Source organism: Planctobacterium marinum (assembly GCF_036322805.1).
GTDB lineage: Bacteria > Pseudomonadota > Gammaproteobacteria > Enterobacterales > Alteromonadaceae > Planctobacterium > Planctobacterium marinum_A.
On the sequence record NZ_AP027272.1, the window covers coordinates 1378932 to 1394941 of the forward strand.

Here is a 16010-nt window from a genome sequence, read left to right on the forward strand (position 1 = left end):
ATGATTGGTAAATGGAACTACTCATGCACAACTTGTATTGTCAATTTCACAATATCTTGCGCTTATTCTACTTGTTAACGTTGAGTTTGCTGGCTGCCCCGCTACAGGCTGAGGAAAAAAGTAAAACTCTGTCTGCCATGACATCATACTCAGATGTGAAAGCTGGATTTATTGATGTCTGGTATGAGCCGGAAGAGGATAAAACTTACTTTAGAGTGCCCAGGCAACTGGGGGATTTCATTTATCAAACCAGTTTGTCCCATGGTTTGGGCTCCAACGATATCGGATTGGACCGAGGACAATTAGGCGACACTCGGCTGGTTTCTTTTTTACGCTCGGGCAACAAACTCCTGATGCAACAAAAAAACACCCAATATCGCGCAACGTCAGATAACCCCGTAGAAAAAAAGGCGATTGAGGATTCATTTGCTAACGCAATTCTCTGGCAATTCCCGTTGCTCGACAGTGATGAGGAGTATTGGCTAGTGGATGCTTCTGAGTTTCTTCTTCGGGACACCCACGAAGTTGTAGACAGGCTCAAAGGGCGCAAACAAGGCAGTTTTAAGTTGGATTTATCACGGTCCAGTGTCGATGCGGACAGTTACAAATCTTTTCCCCACAATACCGAGTTAGAGGCTCGTCTGACCTTCATTGGTAACGCCCCGGGAAAATACGTTCGACAGGTTGCCATTGACCCTAAAAATGTGTCCTTGCGCATCCGCCACAGTTTTGTGAAATTACCAGAGCCCGGATACGAGCCACTGCAGTATCACTCTTTGAGTGGTTATTTTGACTATAGTTTTCAGGATTATGGCAAGCCGATTAATGAGTCGCTTACTCAGCAGTGGATACCGCGTCATCGACTTGCAAAAAAAACGCCGGGAGCTGAAATGTCTGAGGCCGTTGAACCCATCGTATATTACCTCGATGCAGGCGTACCTGAACCTGTCAGAAGTGCGCTTTTGGACGGTGCGCGTTGGTGGAATGAGGCGTTCGAGGCAATCGGTTATCGCGACGCTTTTCGCGTCGAGGTTCTGCCACCGGATGCCGATCCGATGGATGTACGTTACAACATCATTCAATGGGTTCACAGAGCGACGAGGGGCTGGTCCTATGGCGCCAGTGTTGTGGATCCTCGCACCGGAGAAATTATCAAGGGCCATGTTTCGTTAGGCTCGTTGCGCATTCGCCAGGATTACCTGATTGCGCAAGCGATGTTATCCCCTTTTGCTGAGTCTAATCATGAAGACCAGGCACTGCAACAACTGGCCATCAATCGCATTAAGCAGTTGTCCGCCCATGAGGTGGGACATACTTTGGGGCTGGCCCACAACTTTGCCGCCAGCGCCTATGACCGTGCTTCGGTAATGGATTATCCGCACCCGCTGTTTGAGTTAAACTCGGGCAAGATAAGTGTCGAGAATGCGTATACAGATAGCATTGGTATCTGGGATAGAAGAGCAATCGCTTATGCCTATTCGGATTTTACTGGCCTGGATGCAGAGCAACAAAGAGCAGCAATGATTCAGCACAATCAGGCAAATGGTTATTGGTTTGTCTCTGATGCCGATGCCAGAGATATTAGTGATGCTCATCCCTATGCCAGCCTTTGGGACAATGGTGAAGATGCGGTTGCAGAATTAAACCGCGTTATGAAATTGCGCCATCAAGCCTTGCTCAACTTCGGTGAAGCAAGCTTGCATGCCGGGCGGCCATATTCAGATCTTGAAGAGATATTGATCCCGCTTTATTACTTTCACCGCTATCAAGCCATTGCGGCAGGGAAGTTCATTGGCGGTGTGAATTACAACTATGCGGTTAAAGGTGAAGTAGAGCTTGTGCACGGCTCAGTGTCTGCAGAGCAGCAAAATATAGCCATAAAGGTTTTACTAAAGACCTTGCTACCTGAGTTTTTGAATTTACCTGAATCAGTAGTGCAGTTGATCGCGCCTAAGGCACACGAGCAATACCGAACCCGGGAAAGTAATCACGGAGAAATGGGGGTAGTATTTGACAGATTCGCACTGGCCAACAAGTCAATTCAACACACATTAAATATATTACTGGCTAATGAAAGGTTAATGCGCTTGACGCAACAGGCCGCCGCAGACCGAAACCTGCCATCGGTTTCCCAACTGTTATTAAATATCCATAATACCCTGTTCAAAAAGCTTTATACGGGCATCTCCGCTGAGATTCAGGTGCAAACCTTATCGCTGATCAATAGTAATTATCTCAATAAGCTGCATGCGGCAGATACTCCCTTAACATTGAAAGCGAGTTATTATGAAGCGGTCACTACAATCCACGAAAAGTTAAAGGCGATGCAAGGCCGCTCTGATATCAACAGTGTGCTTAAGCGGTTTGTTAATTTTGAGGTGTTTCGCCTACAGCAAGGCATATCATCAGAAAGTTGGCAACCAGTCCCGTTACCACAGTTGCCACCTGGCTCTCCAATATAATGAGTCTGTCATGGGAGAATTAAGGATAGGATTTTTAACGATTGACAGTTGGCCTCAGGCTAACTATGGTTGGGATTATGAGAATATTTACAACAAAGTGTTACAGAGGAATTTAGCGTGACCATCGAAATTAATCTGGAATTATCAGACGCAGATTTAGCCCATTTTAAGCAACTAATGCAAAGTGCTATTGAAAAAAATAGCGGCTTATCGGATCAGGAGATCCTGGAAAAAGCGCAGGCTGTTGTGAGTGAGATGGCGGATTCCAACCAACCCGAGTTTGTAAAGTCGCGGGTAAGCTCTCTGGCTGACTTGATTGCCGCAGTGCAAGATGAAGAGTGGCAAATGCCAGAAGATGAAAAGAAAGATATCATGACCTCTTTGATCTACTTCAGTGAGCCACAGGATCTGGTACCTGACGATATTCCGGTATTAGGGTTCCTGGATGACGCAATTATGATTGAATTGGTTATTCAGGATATGTCCTTGGATTTGCGCTCTTACCGCCAATTTTGTAGCTTCAGAAAGACTGAAGAGGGACGTCGAGGTGATGCTGCGAAGGTTGATCGCGAGTCGTGGTTATCAGGCACGCGTTCAGAGATCCGCGCTTCCATGCGCAAAGATCGCAAATCATCCGGTAAACGCAGTTTTTTCAGACGCGTGATGTAATCTGTTTCGAAAATTTAAAAGGCGAGTTACTAACTCGCCTTTGTTGTTTGTAATGCCACCGTCAGACTCTTCTCTTGAGACTTACCATATCTTTTTTGACCTCAATGTCGTCTGACAGACGCCATCCTTGGCTTTTCTGAACCAAATCCCTTTGGTCCACATACCATTTCTTTTTGCCAAAAAGAAACCGTATGCGAAAGAAAAAGGCCCCCGCATTACGCTTAATCCATTTAAAAACTACAAGTTTCCGTCGTCACGATGCGCGTCCATGCTTAGGCGTGACTTGATTTTCATCCCTGAAAATCACCGGCAACTTGCTTGACGTTTTTCAATGGAGCTTCATGAGGGGAAATGAGGAGGTTTATTCAATCGCCTGCGGAGCGACAATATTAGACTTCGTTAGTACACTTATCCTAACTATATTAACTTATTGGTAAAACACTTCAACTTGATAACCCTATGAATTTACTAATATAAATGCATTCTCAAGTGGTGGGGGCTGGCACAATTTCAAATAATTGTGCCGACCCCGGAGAGTCTTATGTGACTATGTTCGCCAGGGCTTATTTGGATCCTTGGTTTCTCTTAACACCGCAATTTTTTGATTTTTACCACTGATAATCTGGATCTGACGCCTTGTTTCGGAGGCTAAAAGACCACCATCATTTTTATGCCAGGCTTTTTGGTAAAAGCGCTTGATGTGGCCTATGGTATCCGGGTTTCGGTTGAGCAATTCCTCTGCCAGTGCCTGCGCTTTCGCTTGCGGGTTTGCGTCTACATGGCTGACCAGCCCGATCTCTTTAGCATATTGGGCATCTACTGCTCTTGCTGTCATCGCCAGTTCCATTGCGTGATCGGCAGACATCACCTCTCTGAGCGCCAGGGTGCCGCCCATATCGGGAATGAGCCCCCATTTGTTCTCCATAATTGCCATGCTTGTTTCGGGATGAGCAATTCGAAAATCGCCACCCAATGCTATCTGTAATCCGCCACCCCAGCATCGTCCGTGTAGTACCATGATGACGGGCACGCTGAGCTTTCGCCAATTCACGCTCACCCGCTGCGCCAGATTGGCACGCCATGGCAGCCATTTCCACAGTAGTTTCATGGCGTTTTTGGGATTGGATAGTACGCTCTGCACATCAATACCGCTGCAAAAATCAGCGCCGTTGCCACTGACAATAACCACTCTAACTTCGTTGTTAGTTTTTAGCTTGCGTGCAGTACTGTCTAGTTCCCTAAACATCTGCATATCGATAGCATTGAGCTTATCTGGGCGGTTCAATTGCACGTTAGCGATGCCATTTTCGATGTTACATGTAACCCTGTTGTTTGTTGTACTCATAATTTATTCCTTAAAACTGATAGCCAACACTTAGACGCCAGGATTGACTGGAATCGTCAATGCCAAAATCAACACTGGTGTCCAAATCTACTGTCCAATTTTGTGCGAAATCCACAGCAATGTAGGCACTCAATAAGCCATAGCTTTCTGAACCTGAAGCAACGAAGTTATTGCGATTCTGATCTCTGTCTGGTGGATTAGATCTGTTGGGCTCATTACTAACGTCACTGGTATCAGTGTCAGACTCTAAAACTTCATTCCAACTGACATAAAACCCCACATTGAGATCTGAATCCTCAGATAAGGTCAGGGCTTTATTAACTCCCAAAGAAGCGGATAACAAAGTAGCACTTCCCGGATCAAGTACAGTCATTGGCGGTGGCTCTGGTTCATCGTGGATTTCGGTGAGAGTTTGTTCCCAATCACTGTAATGCAGGCCAAGTGAGTTGCTGATTTGCCAGTCGCCATCAAGCAACCAATAATAGCTGGCACCAATTGAATGGGTGACTGAGTCTGTCTCTGAATTGGAGGAAGGAGCGGGTCCTGAGTCGTCAGTTAATTGCTGGTCGTCATAATTACTAAACTGGTAATAAGCACTCCAGCGCTCTGAGTAATAGCTAACGCCGGCTCCCCAGCTTTCGGATTCAAAGTCTATCGCAACAGGCTCGGCGATTTGTTTCGTCGTGTTGAGCCGGGCATAGTCAAAGTTTACCCCCCAGTTGTCATCCAGGTCATAATTAAAGGCAATGGATGGTCCTGTTGGCGTCAGTGTATGGCTTTCGTCTCCAAGGAAGACGTGCGTATCACTCGTTTCAATGCCCAGATAAACCGAACTGGCATGGCTGCCTGAAGAAAAGGTGAGGACTGCCAAGGTCACAAACTGCTTTGTATTCATCGTTATTATTTTTTCCTTGTTAGCCGCGGAAAACTTCTTTTTCGAATAGGTTCCAGACGCGAAGTTACTGTGTCTATGTTGGAACCCCGCGAGCAGTCGGCGAGAACAGAAAATGCCTCTATACAGAGGTCACGGTTAATGTCTTGGTCGAGAAACATAGTATTGTCGCTTACAGATTGCAACCAGTCACCGCCTTTTTGGATAGATTGTACAGTGGGTTTGAGGGAGAGGGGAGTTGGAAAGTTGGAGTGGGCGCGCCGATATCAGCGCGCTTCTGCTGTTGTTAAGTGAATTGTCTAGACCACTGAGTCATTTTCAAGCTCATTGATGCAGTTGCGAATTGCTTGGCGAGTAGCTTTGCGTTGCTGATTGTGGCTTTCAAATTCTTCGTAACTAACATCCCCGCTCGCATCGGTATCCATAGATTCAAATGCCGAAGAGACCTTATTTAGGGCGTTATCTTGCACTTCTTCTAAAGACAACAGGCCATCACCAGAGGTGTCCACTGCGTTGAATCTTTCTTCAGGTGAAGAAAAATCCGAGGTTTCAGGGACGATAATGGTGTCGTTATCTTCTGTCAGTGCAGCAACGCAATCTACAATGTCTTGTGCAATTTCAGAATGATCAGTTGCTTCACCGCGACGATTAGTTGTGGCTTCTTCAAAGGATAAAAAGCCATCTTCATCGGTATCTTTACGGTTGAACTTGTTTTCTGCGCGCTCACTAGTGTTTGCAGTAAACTCATCCAGTGATAATACTTCATCCCCACTGCTATCCAGTGATTGAAAGCGTTGCTCCAGAGAATTTCCGCGCTCTCTATCACCGCTTCGGGGGCCTTTTTGAGCATAAGTCACGGAACTAAATAGCACTGAGACCAATATTGAAGCAGTGGCAATGGCGAGAGGGCGCTGAGTAAATTTTGAGGTCATAGTCGACTCCTTGAATTCGATTGAGTTAAGTTGGCCTGCCGCACAGGCTTTGATGTTGTATTCAATGGCTATAACGATTGGCCAAGGCTGGCGTTGACAAGTTAAAGCAAAAATTCTCACAGAAATTGACTATGGCTACTGATAAAGCTGTCAAATAAGCGCATAATATTGATAAAAACAGCGACTTAGCTATAGAGCACACGTGTCTAAAAAACTCTTAAAATCTGGAATTGTGGTTAGCGCCATGACCTTTTTGTCGCGTATTCTCGGCCTGGTCAGAGATATCGTCGTGGCAAATATTATGGGCGCAGGGTTCGCCGCCGATGTGTTTTTGTTTGCTAATAAAATCCCAAATTTCTTGAGGCGTTTATTTGCAGAAGGGGCGTTTGCACAAGCATTTGTGCCGGTGTTGGCTGAAGTGCAACACCAACAAGACATCGATCATACAAGGCTTTTTATTGCTCGAATGGCAGGCACCTTAGGGACCCTTGTCACCTTGGTAACCCTCGTGGGGGTGATCGCCTCGCCAGTGATCGTCAGTATCTTCGCTCCCGGTTGGTTGATTGACTATCAAACTGGCGGTCCTGACGCCGACAAGTTTGAATTGGCGTCACAGTTGCTGAAGATCACCTTTCCTTATCTGTGGTTTGTTACCTTAGTGGCATTAGCTGGCGCAATTCTGAATTCAATAAACCGGTTTGCCGTTTCTGCCTTCACACCAGTATTACTTAATGTCGCCATAATAAGTTGTGCGATATTACTGCATGATAAATTTGCACAGCCCGCTTATGCTTTGGCTTGGGGAGTTTTTTTAGGGGGGGTGCTGCAACTGCTATTTCAAATTCCGTTTCTTGCCAAAGCGGGGGCACTGGTGCGACCTTCTTGGGGATGGCAGGACGAAAACGTACAAAAGGTGCGTAAGCTCATTATTCCGGCGCTGTTTGGCGTCTCTGTGGGCCAAATTAATCTATTATTGGATACGGTGATTGCCACAAGTCTTGTTACCGGATCTATTAGTTGGCTTTATTATTCAGATCGATTGTTAGAGTTTCCTTTGGGGCTGTTTGGCATTGCCATCGCTACGGTTATCTTGCCTTCTCTTTCACGTAATTTTGTGGCATCTGATGAGGGGGCTTTTCAACGCAACATGGAATGGGCAGTACGCATGGTATGCCTGCTAGGTTTGCCAGCAGCGGTTGGTTTGGCAGTATTGGCCGAACCTATGATGATGGTATTGTTTCAACGCGGTGAGTTCAGTGTGGACGATGCCCATTTTGCTTCTTTGAGCTTAATGGCTTATGCCACCGGGCTGCTTAGCTTTATGCTGGTAAAGGTACTTGCACCGGGATTTTACTCTCGCCAAGATACCAAAACGCCAGTGAAATACGGTATCTGGTGTATGGCAGCCAATATGGGCTTCAATTTAATGTTTGTCATTCCGCTGGGCTATGAAATGGGATACATCGGTTTGGCGATGGCAACCTCGGCATCGGCATTGCTGAATGTTATTTTACTCTATCAAAGACTACATCGGGATGGCGTTTTTCGTCTATCTTCCTCTACGGTGGTTTTCATCTTGCGTGCACTGTTACTCAGCGCCTTGATGGGCTGGGTGGTTTATTCGTTGAATGTTCCCGCCAATGATTGGGCTGTTATGCAGTTTGGCGCGAGAATCTGGAAATTGGCTGAGCTATTGGTAATAGCCGTTGCAGTTTATGGCGCCGGATTGGTACTTACCGGCGTCAGGCCCAGGCATTTGCTCGCGCGTTAGTTTGAGTTTTCGGCTTTGGCTTGCTTCACTATGTTGCGTACGTCTTGCAATAACTGCTGACTATCAAACACAATACCGTCTTTTATGGTGTAGCGAATGCCTTTGGTGCGCACTGGTTGGTTTTGTTCGTTGAGCATAAAATGTCCGGTGCCGTACAGTACCTTGAAGTTTTGGATAGGATTTTCTTTAACTATTACCAAATCGGCTTTTTTACCCACTACAATTGAGCCAATTTCACGCTCCATACCCAATGCCTGTGCACCGTTCAGCGTTGCCGCCTGAATCACTTCCAGTGGATGGAAACCAGCCTCTTGTAAGAGTTCTAATTCTCGGATGTAACCAAAACCATAAATCTTAAATATGTAGCCTGAATCGGACCCGGTAGTGACTCGACCTCCGTGATTTTTATAGTCATTTAAAAATGTCATCCACAAGCGAAAGTTTTTCTTCCAGTCGATTTCGTTTTGGGTGGTCCAGTCGAACCAATAGGAGCCGTGAGCATAGCGCGAAGGCTGGAAAAACTCCCATAAGGTGGGCAAAGTATATTCGTCATGCCAGTCGGCGTTCATTTCTCGCATTAAATCACGACTCGCTTCGTATATTGTCATGGTGGGGTTTAGGGTAAAATCCAGAGCAATAAGCCTGTCTCTGACATTATTCCAAGTCTCACTACCAGGCGCTGCGGCTTGTTGCCAAAGCCTGCCTGCTTCCTCGAAGCGATGTTGTTCATTCTGATAATTGTAGTGATGCGGGTAATGCTGAATGATTTTGTCCTCAAACATGGCCTCGGGCAGACCGTACCAGTGCTCCATGGTAGTGAGTCCTTGAGTTGCTGAATCCAATACATTAGTACGCATCACATTGAGCTGGGCATGATGCATGGCGCTGCCTAAACCTTGTTTATTAGCCTCGTCTAGTGCAGCTTGCATAATAGGTTGCGGCGCACCAAAAAACTTAATTCCGGCGACACCTTTGGCTTTCGCCATTTTTACCCAATCTCTGGCATCTTGCGCTGTTTCTATGGGTTTGGCTGATTCCATGCCAAAGCCCAGGTAAGGGATAATACGAGGCGCAGTGATCTGATTTTTATCGGCTTTCTCAACTTGCGGCAGTACCCAATCCAGACCATTAAAAGAGCCGGGTTCGCGTATTGTGGTGACACCGTGAGCCAGCCACAATTTGAAAACGTATTCCGCCGGGATGTTATCGGCGGAACCGCCAATATGGGCATGCATGTCCACAAATCCGGGGAGTACATAATGACCCATCAAATCCATTTCTTTATCACCTGGGTTAGCCTTGGGTCTTTTGTGTTCTAATACAGGTACATCTGAATGACCTACAACCACAATTTGCTTGATGCGGTCTTGTTCAATCACAATATCAACGGGACCTACCGGGGGGCGCCTTCACCGCTGATAAGGTTGACCCCTCTTAAAATCAATCGCTGCCAAGGACCATCACCTTCGGCTCTGTCTGGCGCAGTCGCCCCAAGTGTTGCCTGAACCGTGTCAGGGACAAGAAAACCGAGTAGACAGATAAAAAGAATGGCTTTTAAGTGCGACATATTGGGCATCGATGAGGTTTGTTTGTGCTAGAGACTAACCCAACATTTTAGACAAATCATGAAAAATCGCTTTTTTGGCCCTAAAACAGGCTGAAACTGCCTATCAGGTTCGCTATAATCCGGTGATTTTTGCGAGAATCAGATGATTGTTGCTAGGAATTGATTCATTTGATTAAGGGGCCGGTTTTGGAGTTTATCAGGGGGCTGCATAACATTCGTGATCCGCATCGCGGTTGTGTGCTCACAATAGGAAAGTTTGATGGCGTTCACCTGGGCCATGAAGCGGTGATAGGGCAACTCTTGGCTAAGTCACAAGAATTGCAGTTGCCCTCAGTGGTTATGCTATTTGAACCGCAGCCAGAGGAGTTGTTTACGCCTGATAAAGCGCCTGCCAGATTGAGCCGCTTGCGAGATAAATATCACCGCTTACAGCAACTTGGGGTCGATCGCTTGCTTTGTCTTAATTTCACCCCCATGTTTGCTGCTCAAAGCGCAGAATATTTTGTGCAGCATCTGCTGGTGGAACAACTGGGTATCGCTTTTTTAGTGGTAGGTGATGACTTTCGGTTTGGCAAAGGCCGAAAAGGGGATTTTGAATACCTGCAACAGGCTGGTAAACAACACAATTTTGAAGTGATCAATACAGCCAGCTTGTGCCTGAATCAGGCAAGAGTCAGCTCTTCGGCGATTAGAGAGTTGTTGGTTCAAGACCAGCTACAAGAAGCGGCTGCGATGTTGGGCAGACCCTTTAGCATTTCTGGAAAAGTAGTACACGGTGCTAAAAAGGGGCGAACTATTGGCTTTCCGACGGCGAATTTGTTGCTCAAACGACATCGTTCACCGGTACAGGGAGTTTATGCGGTTACCGTACACATAGGTGAACAACAGTTTTTGGGTGTGGCCAATGTTGGAAATCGCCCCACTGTGGATGGTGAAAAGCCGCAACTGGAAGTGCATATATTTGATTTTGACCAGCACTTGTATGGTCAATTTATTGAGGTGGATTTACACCATAAAATCAGACAAGAACGCAAATTTGCGTCGTTTGAAGAGCTGAAATTGCAAATTCAGCGAGACGCTAAGCAAGCCCGAGAGTGGCTACAGAATAATAGATAATGAGGATGCCAGATTGGCATCAATGATTGGAACCTGGAATACATGACCGATTACAAACATACGCTTAATCTTCCCGATACGGAGTTTCCGATGCGTGGCAACCTGGCCCAACGCGAGCCAGTAATGCTTAAAGAATGGACCGAAAAACAGCTTTACCACAAAATTCGGGCAGCCAAAAAAGGCAAAACTCCCTTCGTATTACACGATGGCCCTCCTTACGCTAACGGTAATATTCACATTGGTCATGCGGTAAACAAGGTACTTAAAGACATCATTATTAAGTCGAAAACCCTTTCCGACTTTGATGCGCCTTACGTACCCGGATGGGACTGTCACGGCTTACCCATTGAGCTCATGGTGGAGAAAAAGGTCGGCAAGCCAGGTAAAAAAGTCTCTGCAGCTGAGTTTCGCGAAAAGTGTCGTGAATATGCCAATAAGCAGGTAGAGGGTCAAAAGACCGATTTTGTGCGCATGGGCGTTTTGGGAGAATGGGACAAGCCATATAAAACCATGGATTTCAAATCTGAAGCCGACATCATTCGCGTGCTGGCTAAGATTATCGAAGCAGGACACCTGGAAAAAGGTTTCAAACCTGTGCATTGGTGCACAGATTGTGGTTCAGCTTTAGCTGAAGCTGAGGTGGAATATCAAAACAAGACTTCTCCTTCCATTGATGTGGCGTTCCCGGTAGTTGATGAAGCTGCACTGCTTGAGCAAATGGAGCTTAAAGAAGGCCATCAAGGCGAGGGCGCACTGGCCGTTGTTATCTGGACCACAACCCCTTGGACTTTACCTGCAAACCAGGCTGTGTGTGTTAGTCCAAAATTAGAGTATGAATTGGTGCAGATGGAAAAGGACGGTGTTAAGCAACGTCTTTTATTAGCTGCGGACTTGGTGAAAGATTGTATGGATCGCTTTGGCGCTGATAGTTACCACGCGTTGGCCTATTGTAAGGGCGCAAAGTTAGAGAACCTGCAACTACAGCATCCATTCTACGATTATCAGGTGCCTCTGATTTTAGGTGATCACGTCACAACAGATTCTGGTACCGGCTGTGTTCACACGGCACCGGGTCATGGTGTAGACGATTTTAATGTGGGTAAACACTACGATCTTAAGGTAGTTAATCCTGTCGGAGCTAATGGTGTTTATGTTGAAGGAACCGATTTATTTGCTGGCGAACACGTATTTAAGGCTAACAGTCATGTAGTCGATGTACTGACTGAGAAAGGTAATTTATTGCATCACCATGCCTACGAGCACAGCTATCCCCATTGCTGGCGCCATAAAACCCCCATTATTTTCCGTGCCACACCTCAGTGGTTTGTTTCTATGGATAAAAATGGCTTGCGTCGTGATTCCTTGTCTGAAATTGAAAAGACCAAATGGATCCCTGATTGGGGTCAAGGTCGTATCGAAAGTATGGTTGAAGGACGCCCTGACTGGTGTATCTCTCGTCAGCGTACCTGGGGTGTCCCTATCACTCTGTTTATCCATAAAGATTCTGGTGAATTGCACCCTGATTCTGTAGCAACGATTGAAAAAGTTGCGCAGGAAGTGGAGAAGTCAGGTATCCAGGCCTGGTGGGATATTAATGCCGCTGACCTGATTGGCGAAGATGCTGAGCAATATATCAAGGTGACTGACACGTTAGACGTATGGTTTGATTCGGGTGTAACGCATTATTTTGTGGTTGACCGTAGAGAAGACATTCCGGCATCTGCAGATCTTTATCTTGAGGGCTCAGATCAACATAGAGGTTGGTTTATGTCATCCTTGATGACAGGTGTTGCAGCTAAAGGACATGCGCCTTATAAGGAAGTACTTACTCACGGTTTTACCGTTGATGAGCAAGGGCGCAAGATGTCAAAGTCGTTGGGTAACACGGTGTCACCACAAGATGTGATGAACAAACTCGGCGCTGATATTCTGCGTTTATGGGTTGCTTCCACCGATTATCGCGGTGAAATTGCCGTATCCGATCAAATTCTCAAGCGTGCAGCAGATAGTTATCGACGTATCCGTAATACCGCTAGATTCTTGTTAGCCAATATCAAGGGCTTCAATCCTGAAACGGATATGCTGGAAGCGCAGCAAATGGTGGCTTTGGACCGTTGGATTGTTGAGCGTGCCAAAACCGTACAACAGGAAATCTTGGCAGCTTACAATGAATACGACTTAATCGTGGTATCTCAAAAGTTAATGCATTTCTGTTCTGTGGAATTAGGCAGTTTCTATCTGGATATTGTAAAAGATCGTCAATATACCGCTAAGGGTGATGGTATTGCACGTCGTTCCTGTCAGACGGCTTTGTATCATATTGTTGAGGCTCTCGTACGTTGGATGGCTCCGATTATGAGCTTTACTGCTCAGGAAATATGGCAGGCGTTACCCGGACAACGAGATGAGTTTGTACTGACGGGTGTCTGGTATAACGGTTTTGAAAATTACAGCGAATCAGCAGAATTTGACAACGCTTACTGGCAACAAGTGCTGCGCATAAAAACTGAAGTTAACCGAGCTCTAGAGCTGGCCAGAAAAGATAAGGTTATTGGTAGCTCTCTGGAGGCTAAGATAACCCTGTACGTGTCCGATGCTCATTATAAAGTGCTTAATCGTCTTGAAAATGAGTTGCGTTTTGTGCTGATCACCTCGCAAGCCGATGTTAAACCTGCCAGTGATAAACCCGAAGATCTCAATGCCAGTGAGCTAGATGGGTTGTGGGTGCAAATCGAAGCGGCACCGGGCACTAAATGTGCGCGTTGCTGGCATATACGTGAAGATGTTGGCAGCCACAGTGAATACGAAGAGTTGTGTTCTCGCTGTGTTGACAATGTCGAGGGTGACGGCGAAGTAAGACACTATGCTTAACATATTTAAACAAAGTGGCTTGCGTTGGTTATGGGTAGCAGTGCTTGCACTGCTGCTTGACCAGATCACCAAACAATGGGTGATAAGAGCCTTTGAACTGTATGAGTCGGTACAGGTTTTGCCATTTTTTAACCTTACTTACGTGCGAAATTATGGTGCAGCATTCAGTTTTTTGAGCGATGCTGGTGGCTGGCAGCGCTGGTTCTTTACCGCCATCGCTATTGTGGTCAGTGTGGTATTACTTTGGTGGTTAAAGCAAAGTAAAAAACATGAAGTACTGTTACCTGTTGCATACTGTTTAATCTTATCTGGTGCCATAGGTAATGTGACGGACCGTTTGATTTATGGCTACGTTATCGACTTTCTGGATTTTTATTATCAGCAATGGCATTACCCGGCGTTTAACATTGCAGATAGCGCCATATTCATCGGTGCGGGCTTGTTGATATATGATGCATTTTTCAGACAAGGTGCTGATTCAGAAAAAAATAGTGAGAGCAAGTAAATGGTTGATTCTGCAATTATCACTGATAACAGCGAAGTATTACTGCATTTTGACTTGAAGCTGGAAGACGGCTCCGCCGCCGACAGTACGCGAGTTCATAACAAACCAGCGAAATTGGTGATGGGAGATGGCAGTTTAACACCCAACTTCGAGTCCTGTTTAAGAGGGCTTAAAGCGGGGGACAAGAAAACCTTCACTTTGCCACCAGATGATGCCTTTGGCATGCCTAATCCAGACAATATCCACCATATGGAGCGCAGCAAATTTAACCTGGATGCGCCGGCGGAGGTTGGTATGATCATTGGTTTTACTCAACCAGGTGGAATGGAGATCCCGGGCATAATCCGAGCTGTAGCAGGTGATTCCGTTACGGTAGATTTTAACCATCCATTGGCGGGTGAAACCGTTGTATTCTCGGTAGAAATTCTGAAGGTTAAATAAATGCAAATAAAGCTAGCTAATCCCAGAGGGTTTTGCGCCGGTGTTGACCGTGCAATTACCATCGTTGACAGAGCGTTGGAATTGTTTGAGCCGCCTATTTATGTGCGTCATGAAGTGGTTCACAACAAATATGTTGTAAATAGCTTAAGAGATCGAGGCGCTGTATTTGTTGATGAACTCCATGAAGTGCCTGACGATAGCATTGTAATCTTCTCTGCACATGGGGTTTCGCAGCAAGTTCGCCGGGAAGCGACGGAGCGCGGACTTAAGGTGTTTGATGCTACATGTCCTTTGGTTACAAAGGTACATTTAGAAGTGAGTCGAGCCAGCAAAAAAGGCACAGAGTGTATCTTGATTGGCCATCAAGGACATCCCGAGGTAGAGGGAACCATGGGGCAATACGACAATCCCCAAGGCGGTATTTACCTGGTAGAGTCGGCAGATGATGTTGACAATTTGCAAGTCAAAGATGAAGCAAATCTGTACTATTGCAGTCAGACTACGCTTTCTGTGGATGATACCGCAGATGTTATCGACGCTTTGCGAGCGAAATTTCCCAAGATAGAAGGTCCAAGGAAAGACGATATCTGCTATGCCACACAAAATCGTCAAGATGCGGTGAGAGAGCTAGCGCAAAATTGCGATTTATTGTTGGTGGTGGGAGCGAAAAATAGCTCTAACTCGAATCGATTACGGGAACTGTCTGAAAAAATGGGCACCAAGGCATTCCTCATTGATGATGCCAGTGCATTGCAAGAAAAATGGGTGTCTGGCGCTGAGAATATTGGCGTGACTGCAGGTGCCTCTGCCCCTGAAGTGTTGGTGCAGGGGGTCATTGATAAACTGAAGTCTATCTCCAGCGCTACTGTCACTGAAGTGTCGGGAAGAGAAGAAAATATCCAGTTTGCGGTGCCAAAAGAATTGCAAATTAAGCAGCTTTAATTGCCTGCTTTGAACTGACAATTTTTTGTTCACATCTATTATCACTCCCAGCAATCGCTGGGAGTTTTGTTTGCTGACTGATCTAAAGTCAGGGTTGTACAACCTGTATCTGAAGTTTGCGAGCTTTTTGCCGTCGCCGTCAACGTATAGGAGCTTGCACCAATATTACCCACACTGTATGTGTAATAATCTGAGCTCGGCAAGGTGATGTCATCACTACTTGCATAACTGCTGTTTTCCAATCGATAACCTTCTTGCGTCATTTGCAGTTTTAACAGTTCATTCATAGCTTCTGAACGACGAGTCGTTAACAGACTATCGTTATAGCTTGGGATGGCTATCGACATGATAATGCCAAGAATGGCTACAGTTATCAGAAGTTCTATTAAAGATATTCCTGTTATACGCTTCACAATATTTTTATACCTGGGTTGACGATTAAATGAACTACAATCACAGTAAGTATTGACTAATATGCCAATTTTAGCAGATTTATT

General features: G+C 45.9%; 12 protein-coding genes and 1 pseudogene. 8 read left to right on the forward strand and 5 right to left on the reverse strand.

Going from position 1 to position 16010, the window contains the following annotated elements:
* Positions 1 to 11: 11 nt before the first annotated feature.
* Together AABA75_RS06100 and AABA75_RS06105 are read left to right on the forward strand one after the other, a co-directional pair.
* Entirely contained in the window at positions 12 to 2462 is a 2451-nt protein-coding gene (locus tag AABA75_RS06100) for a zinc-dependent metalloprotease (protein WP_338291673.1), read from the forward strand.
* A 117-nt stretch (positions 2463 to 2579) separates the two neighbouring features.
* Positions 2580 to 3131: a YkvA family protein gene (locus tag AABA75_RS06105; protein ID WP_338291674.1), complete on the forward strand. Its 552-nt coding sequence runs from the start codon at positions 2580 to 2582 to the stop codon at positions 3129 to 3131.
* A gap of 547 nt (positions 3132 to 3678) precedes the next feature.
* Here AABA75_RS06105 and AABA75_RS06110 read toward each other — a convergent pair.
* The 3 genes from AABA75_RS06110 to AABA75_RS06120 form a co-directional block, all read right to left on the reverse strand.
* On the reverse strand, positions 3679 to 4476 hold the full coding sequence (locus AABA75_RS06110) for a crotonase/enoyl-CoA hydratase family protein (protein ID WP_338291675.1): 798 nt from the start codon (positions 4474 to 4476) through the stop codon (positions 3679 to 3681).
* A gap of 10 nt (positions 4477 to 4486) precedes the next feature.
* A complete protein-coding gene (locus tag AABA75_RS06115) occupies positions 4487 to 5371 on the reverse strand; it encodes a hypothetical protein (RefSeq protein WP_338291676.1) in 885 nt (294 codons plus the stop codon).
* Positions 5372 to 5667: 296 nt separating this feature from the next.
* Entirely contained in the window at positions 5668 to 6300 is a 633-nt protein-coding gene (locus AABA75_RS06120) for an EF-hand domain-containing protein (protein ID WP_338291677.1), read from the reverse strand.
* A 202-nt stretch (positions 6301 to 6502) separates the two neighbouring features.
* Here AABA75_RS06120 and murJ point away from each other — a divergent pair, with 202 nt between their 5' ends.
* The gene (gene murJ / locus AABA75_RS06125) at positions 6503 to 8071 is read left to right on the forward strand and encodes a murein biosynthesis integral membrane protein MurJ (RefSeq protein WP_338291678.1); all 1569 of its coding nucleotides are present in this window, start codon (positions 6503 to 6505) and stop codon (positions 8069 to 8071) included.
* Here the strand turns inward: murJ and AABA75_RS06130 are convergent.
* Positions 8068 to 9638 (reverse strand): annotated as a pseudogene (locus AABA75_RS06130) (amidohydrolase family protein). The gene murJ and the pseudogene AABA75_RS06130 overlap by 4 nt on opposite strands.
* 186 nt (positions 9639 to 9824) lie before the next feature.
* On the opposite strand from AABA75_RS06130, the gene ribF reads away from it, so the two are divergent.
* From ribF to ispH, 5 genes are read left to right on the forward strand one after another with little or no spacing between them, the layout of a single operon-like run.
* Positions 9825 to 10754 (forward strand): bifunctional riboflavin kinase/FAD synthetase, encoded by a 930-nt coding sequence (gene ribF, locus AABA75_RS06135; RefSeq protein WP_338291679.1) that lies wholly within the window; start codon positions 9825 to 9827, stop codon positions 10752 to 10754.
* Between the two features lie 42 nt (positions 10755 to 10796).
* Positions 10797 to 13625: an isoleucine--tRNA ligase gene (gene ileS / locus AABA75_RS06140; protein WP_338291680.1), complete on the forward strand. Its 2829-nt coding sequence runs from the start codon at positions 10797 to 10799 to the stop codon at positions 13623 to 13625.
* Positions 13618 to 14130, forward strand: coding sequence for a signal peptidase II (gene lspA, locus AABA75_RS06145; RefSeq protein WP_338291681.1), 513 nt, complete (start codon positions 13618 to 13620; stop codon positions 14128 to 14130). The genes ileS and lspA overlap by 8 nt, the downstream gene beginning before the upstream one ends.
* Positions 14131 to 14571: an FKBP-type peptidyl-prolyl cis-trans isomerase gene (gene fkpB / locus AABA75_RS06150; protein WP_338291682.1), complete on the forward strand. Its 441-nt coding sequence runs from the start codon at positions 14131 to 14133 to the stop codon at positions 14569 to 14571.
* Positions 14572 to 15513, forward strand: coding sequence for a 4-hydroxy-3-methylbut-2-enyl diphosphate reductase (gene ispH, locus AABA75_RS06155; RefSeq protein WP_338291683.1), 942 nt, complete (start codon positions 14572 to 14574; stop codon positions 15511 to 15513). It abuts the gene before it with no gap.
* Between the two features lie 41 nt (positions 15514 to 15554).
* Here ispH and AABA75_RS06160 read toward each other — a convergent pair whose 3' ends face one another.
* The gene (locus AABA75_RS06160; protein WP_338291684.1) at positions 15555 to 15926 is read right to left on the reverse strand and encodes a type IV pilin protein; all 372 of its coding nucleotides are present in this window, start codon (positions 15924 to 15926) and stop codon (positions 15555 to 15557) included.
* Positions 15927 to 16010 lie beyond the last annotated feature (84 nt).

What these genes read in the sequence shown, in the direction of transcription:
- fkpB (WP_338291682.1), top strand. Translation starts at nt 14,131, where the DNA reads ATGGTTGATTCTGCAATTATCACTGATAACAGCGAAGTATTACTGCAT.
- AABA75_RS06115 (WP_338291676.1), bottom strand. Translation starts at nt 5,371, where the DNA reads ATGAATACAAAGCAGTTTGTGACCTTGGCAGTCCTCACCTTTTCTTCA.
- AABA75_RS06100 (WP_338291673.1), top strand. Translation starts at nt 12, where the DNA reads ATGGAACTACTCATGCACAACTTGTATTGTCAATTTCACAATATCTTG.
- lspA (WP_338291681.1), top strand. Translation starts at nt 13,618, where the DNA reads ATGCTTAACATATTTAAACAAAGTGGCTTGCGTTGGTTATGGGTAGCA.
- ileS (WP_338291680.1), top strand. Translation starts at nt 10,797, where the DNA reads ATGACCGATTACAAACATACGCTTAATCTTCCCGATACGGAGTTTCCG.
- AABA75_RS06110 (WP_338291675.1), bottom strand. Translation starts at nt 4,476, where the DNA reads ATGAGTACAACAAACAACAGGGTTACATGTAACATCGAAAATGGCATC.
- ispH (WP_338291683.1), top strand. Translation starts at nt 14,572, where the DNA reads ATGCAAATAAAGCTAGCTAATCCCAGAGGGTTTTGCGCCGGTGTTGAC.
- AABA75_RS06120 (WP_338291677.1), bottom strand. Translation starts at nt 6,300, where the DNA reads ATGACCTCAAAATTTACTCAGCGCCCTCTCGCCATTGCCACTGCTTCA.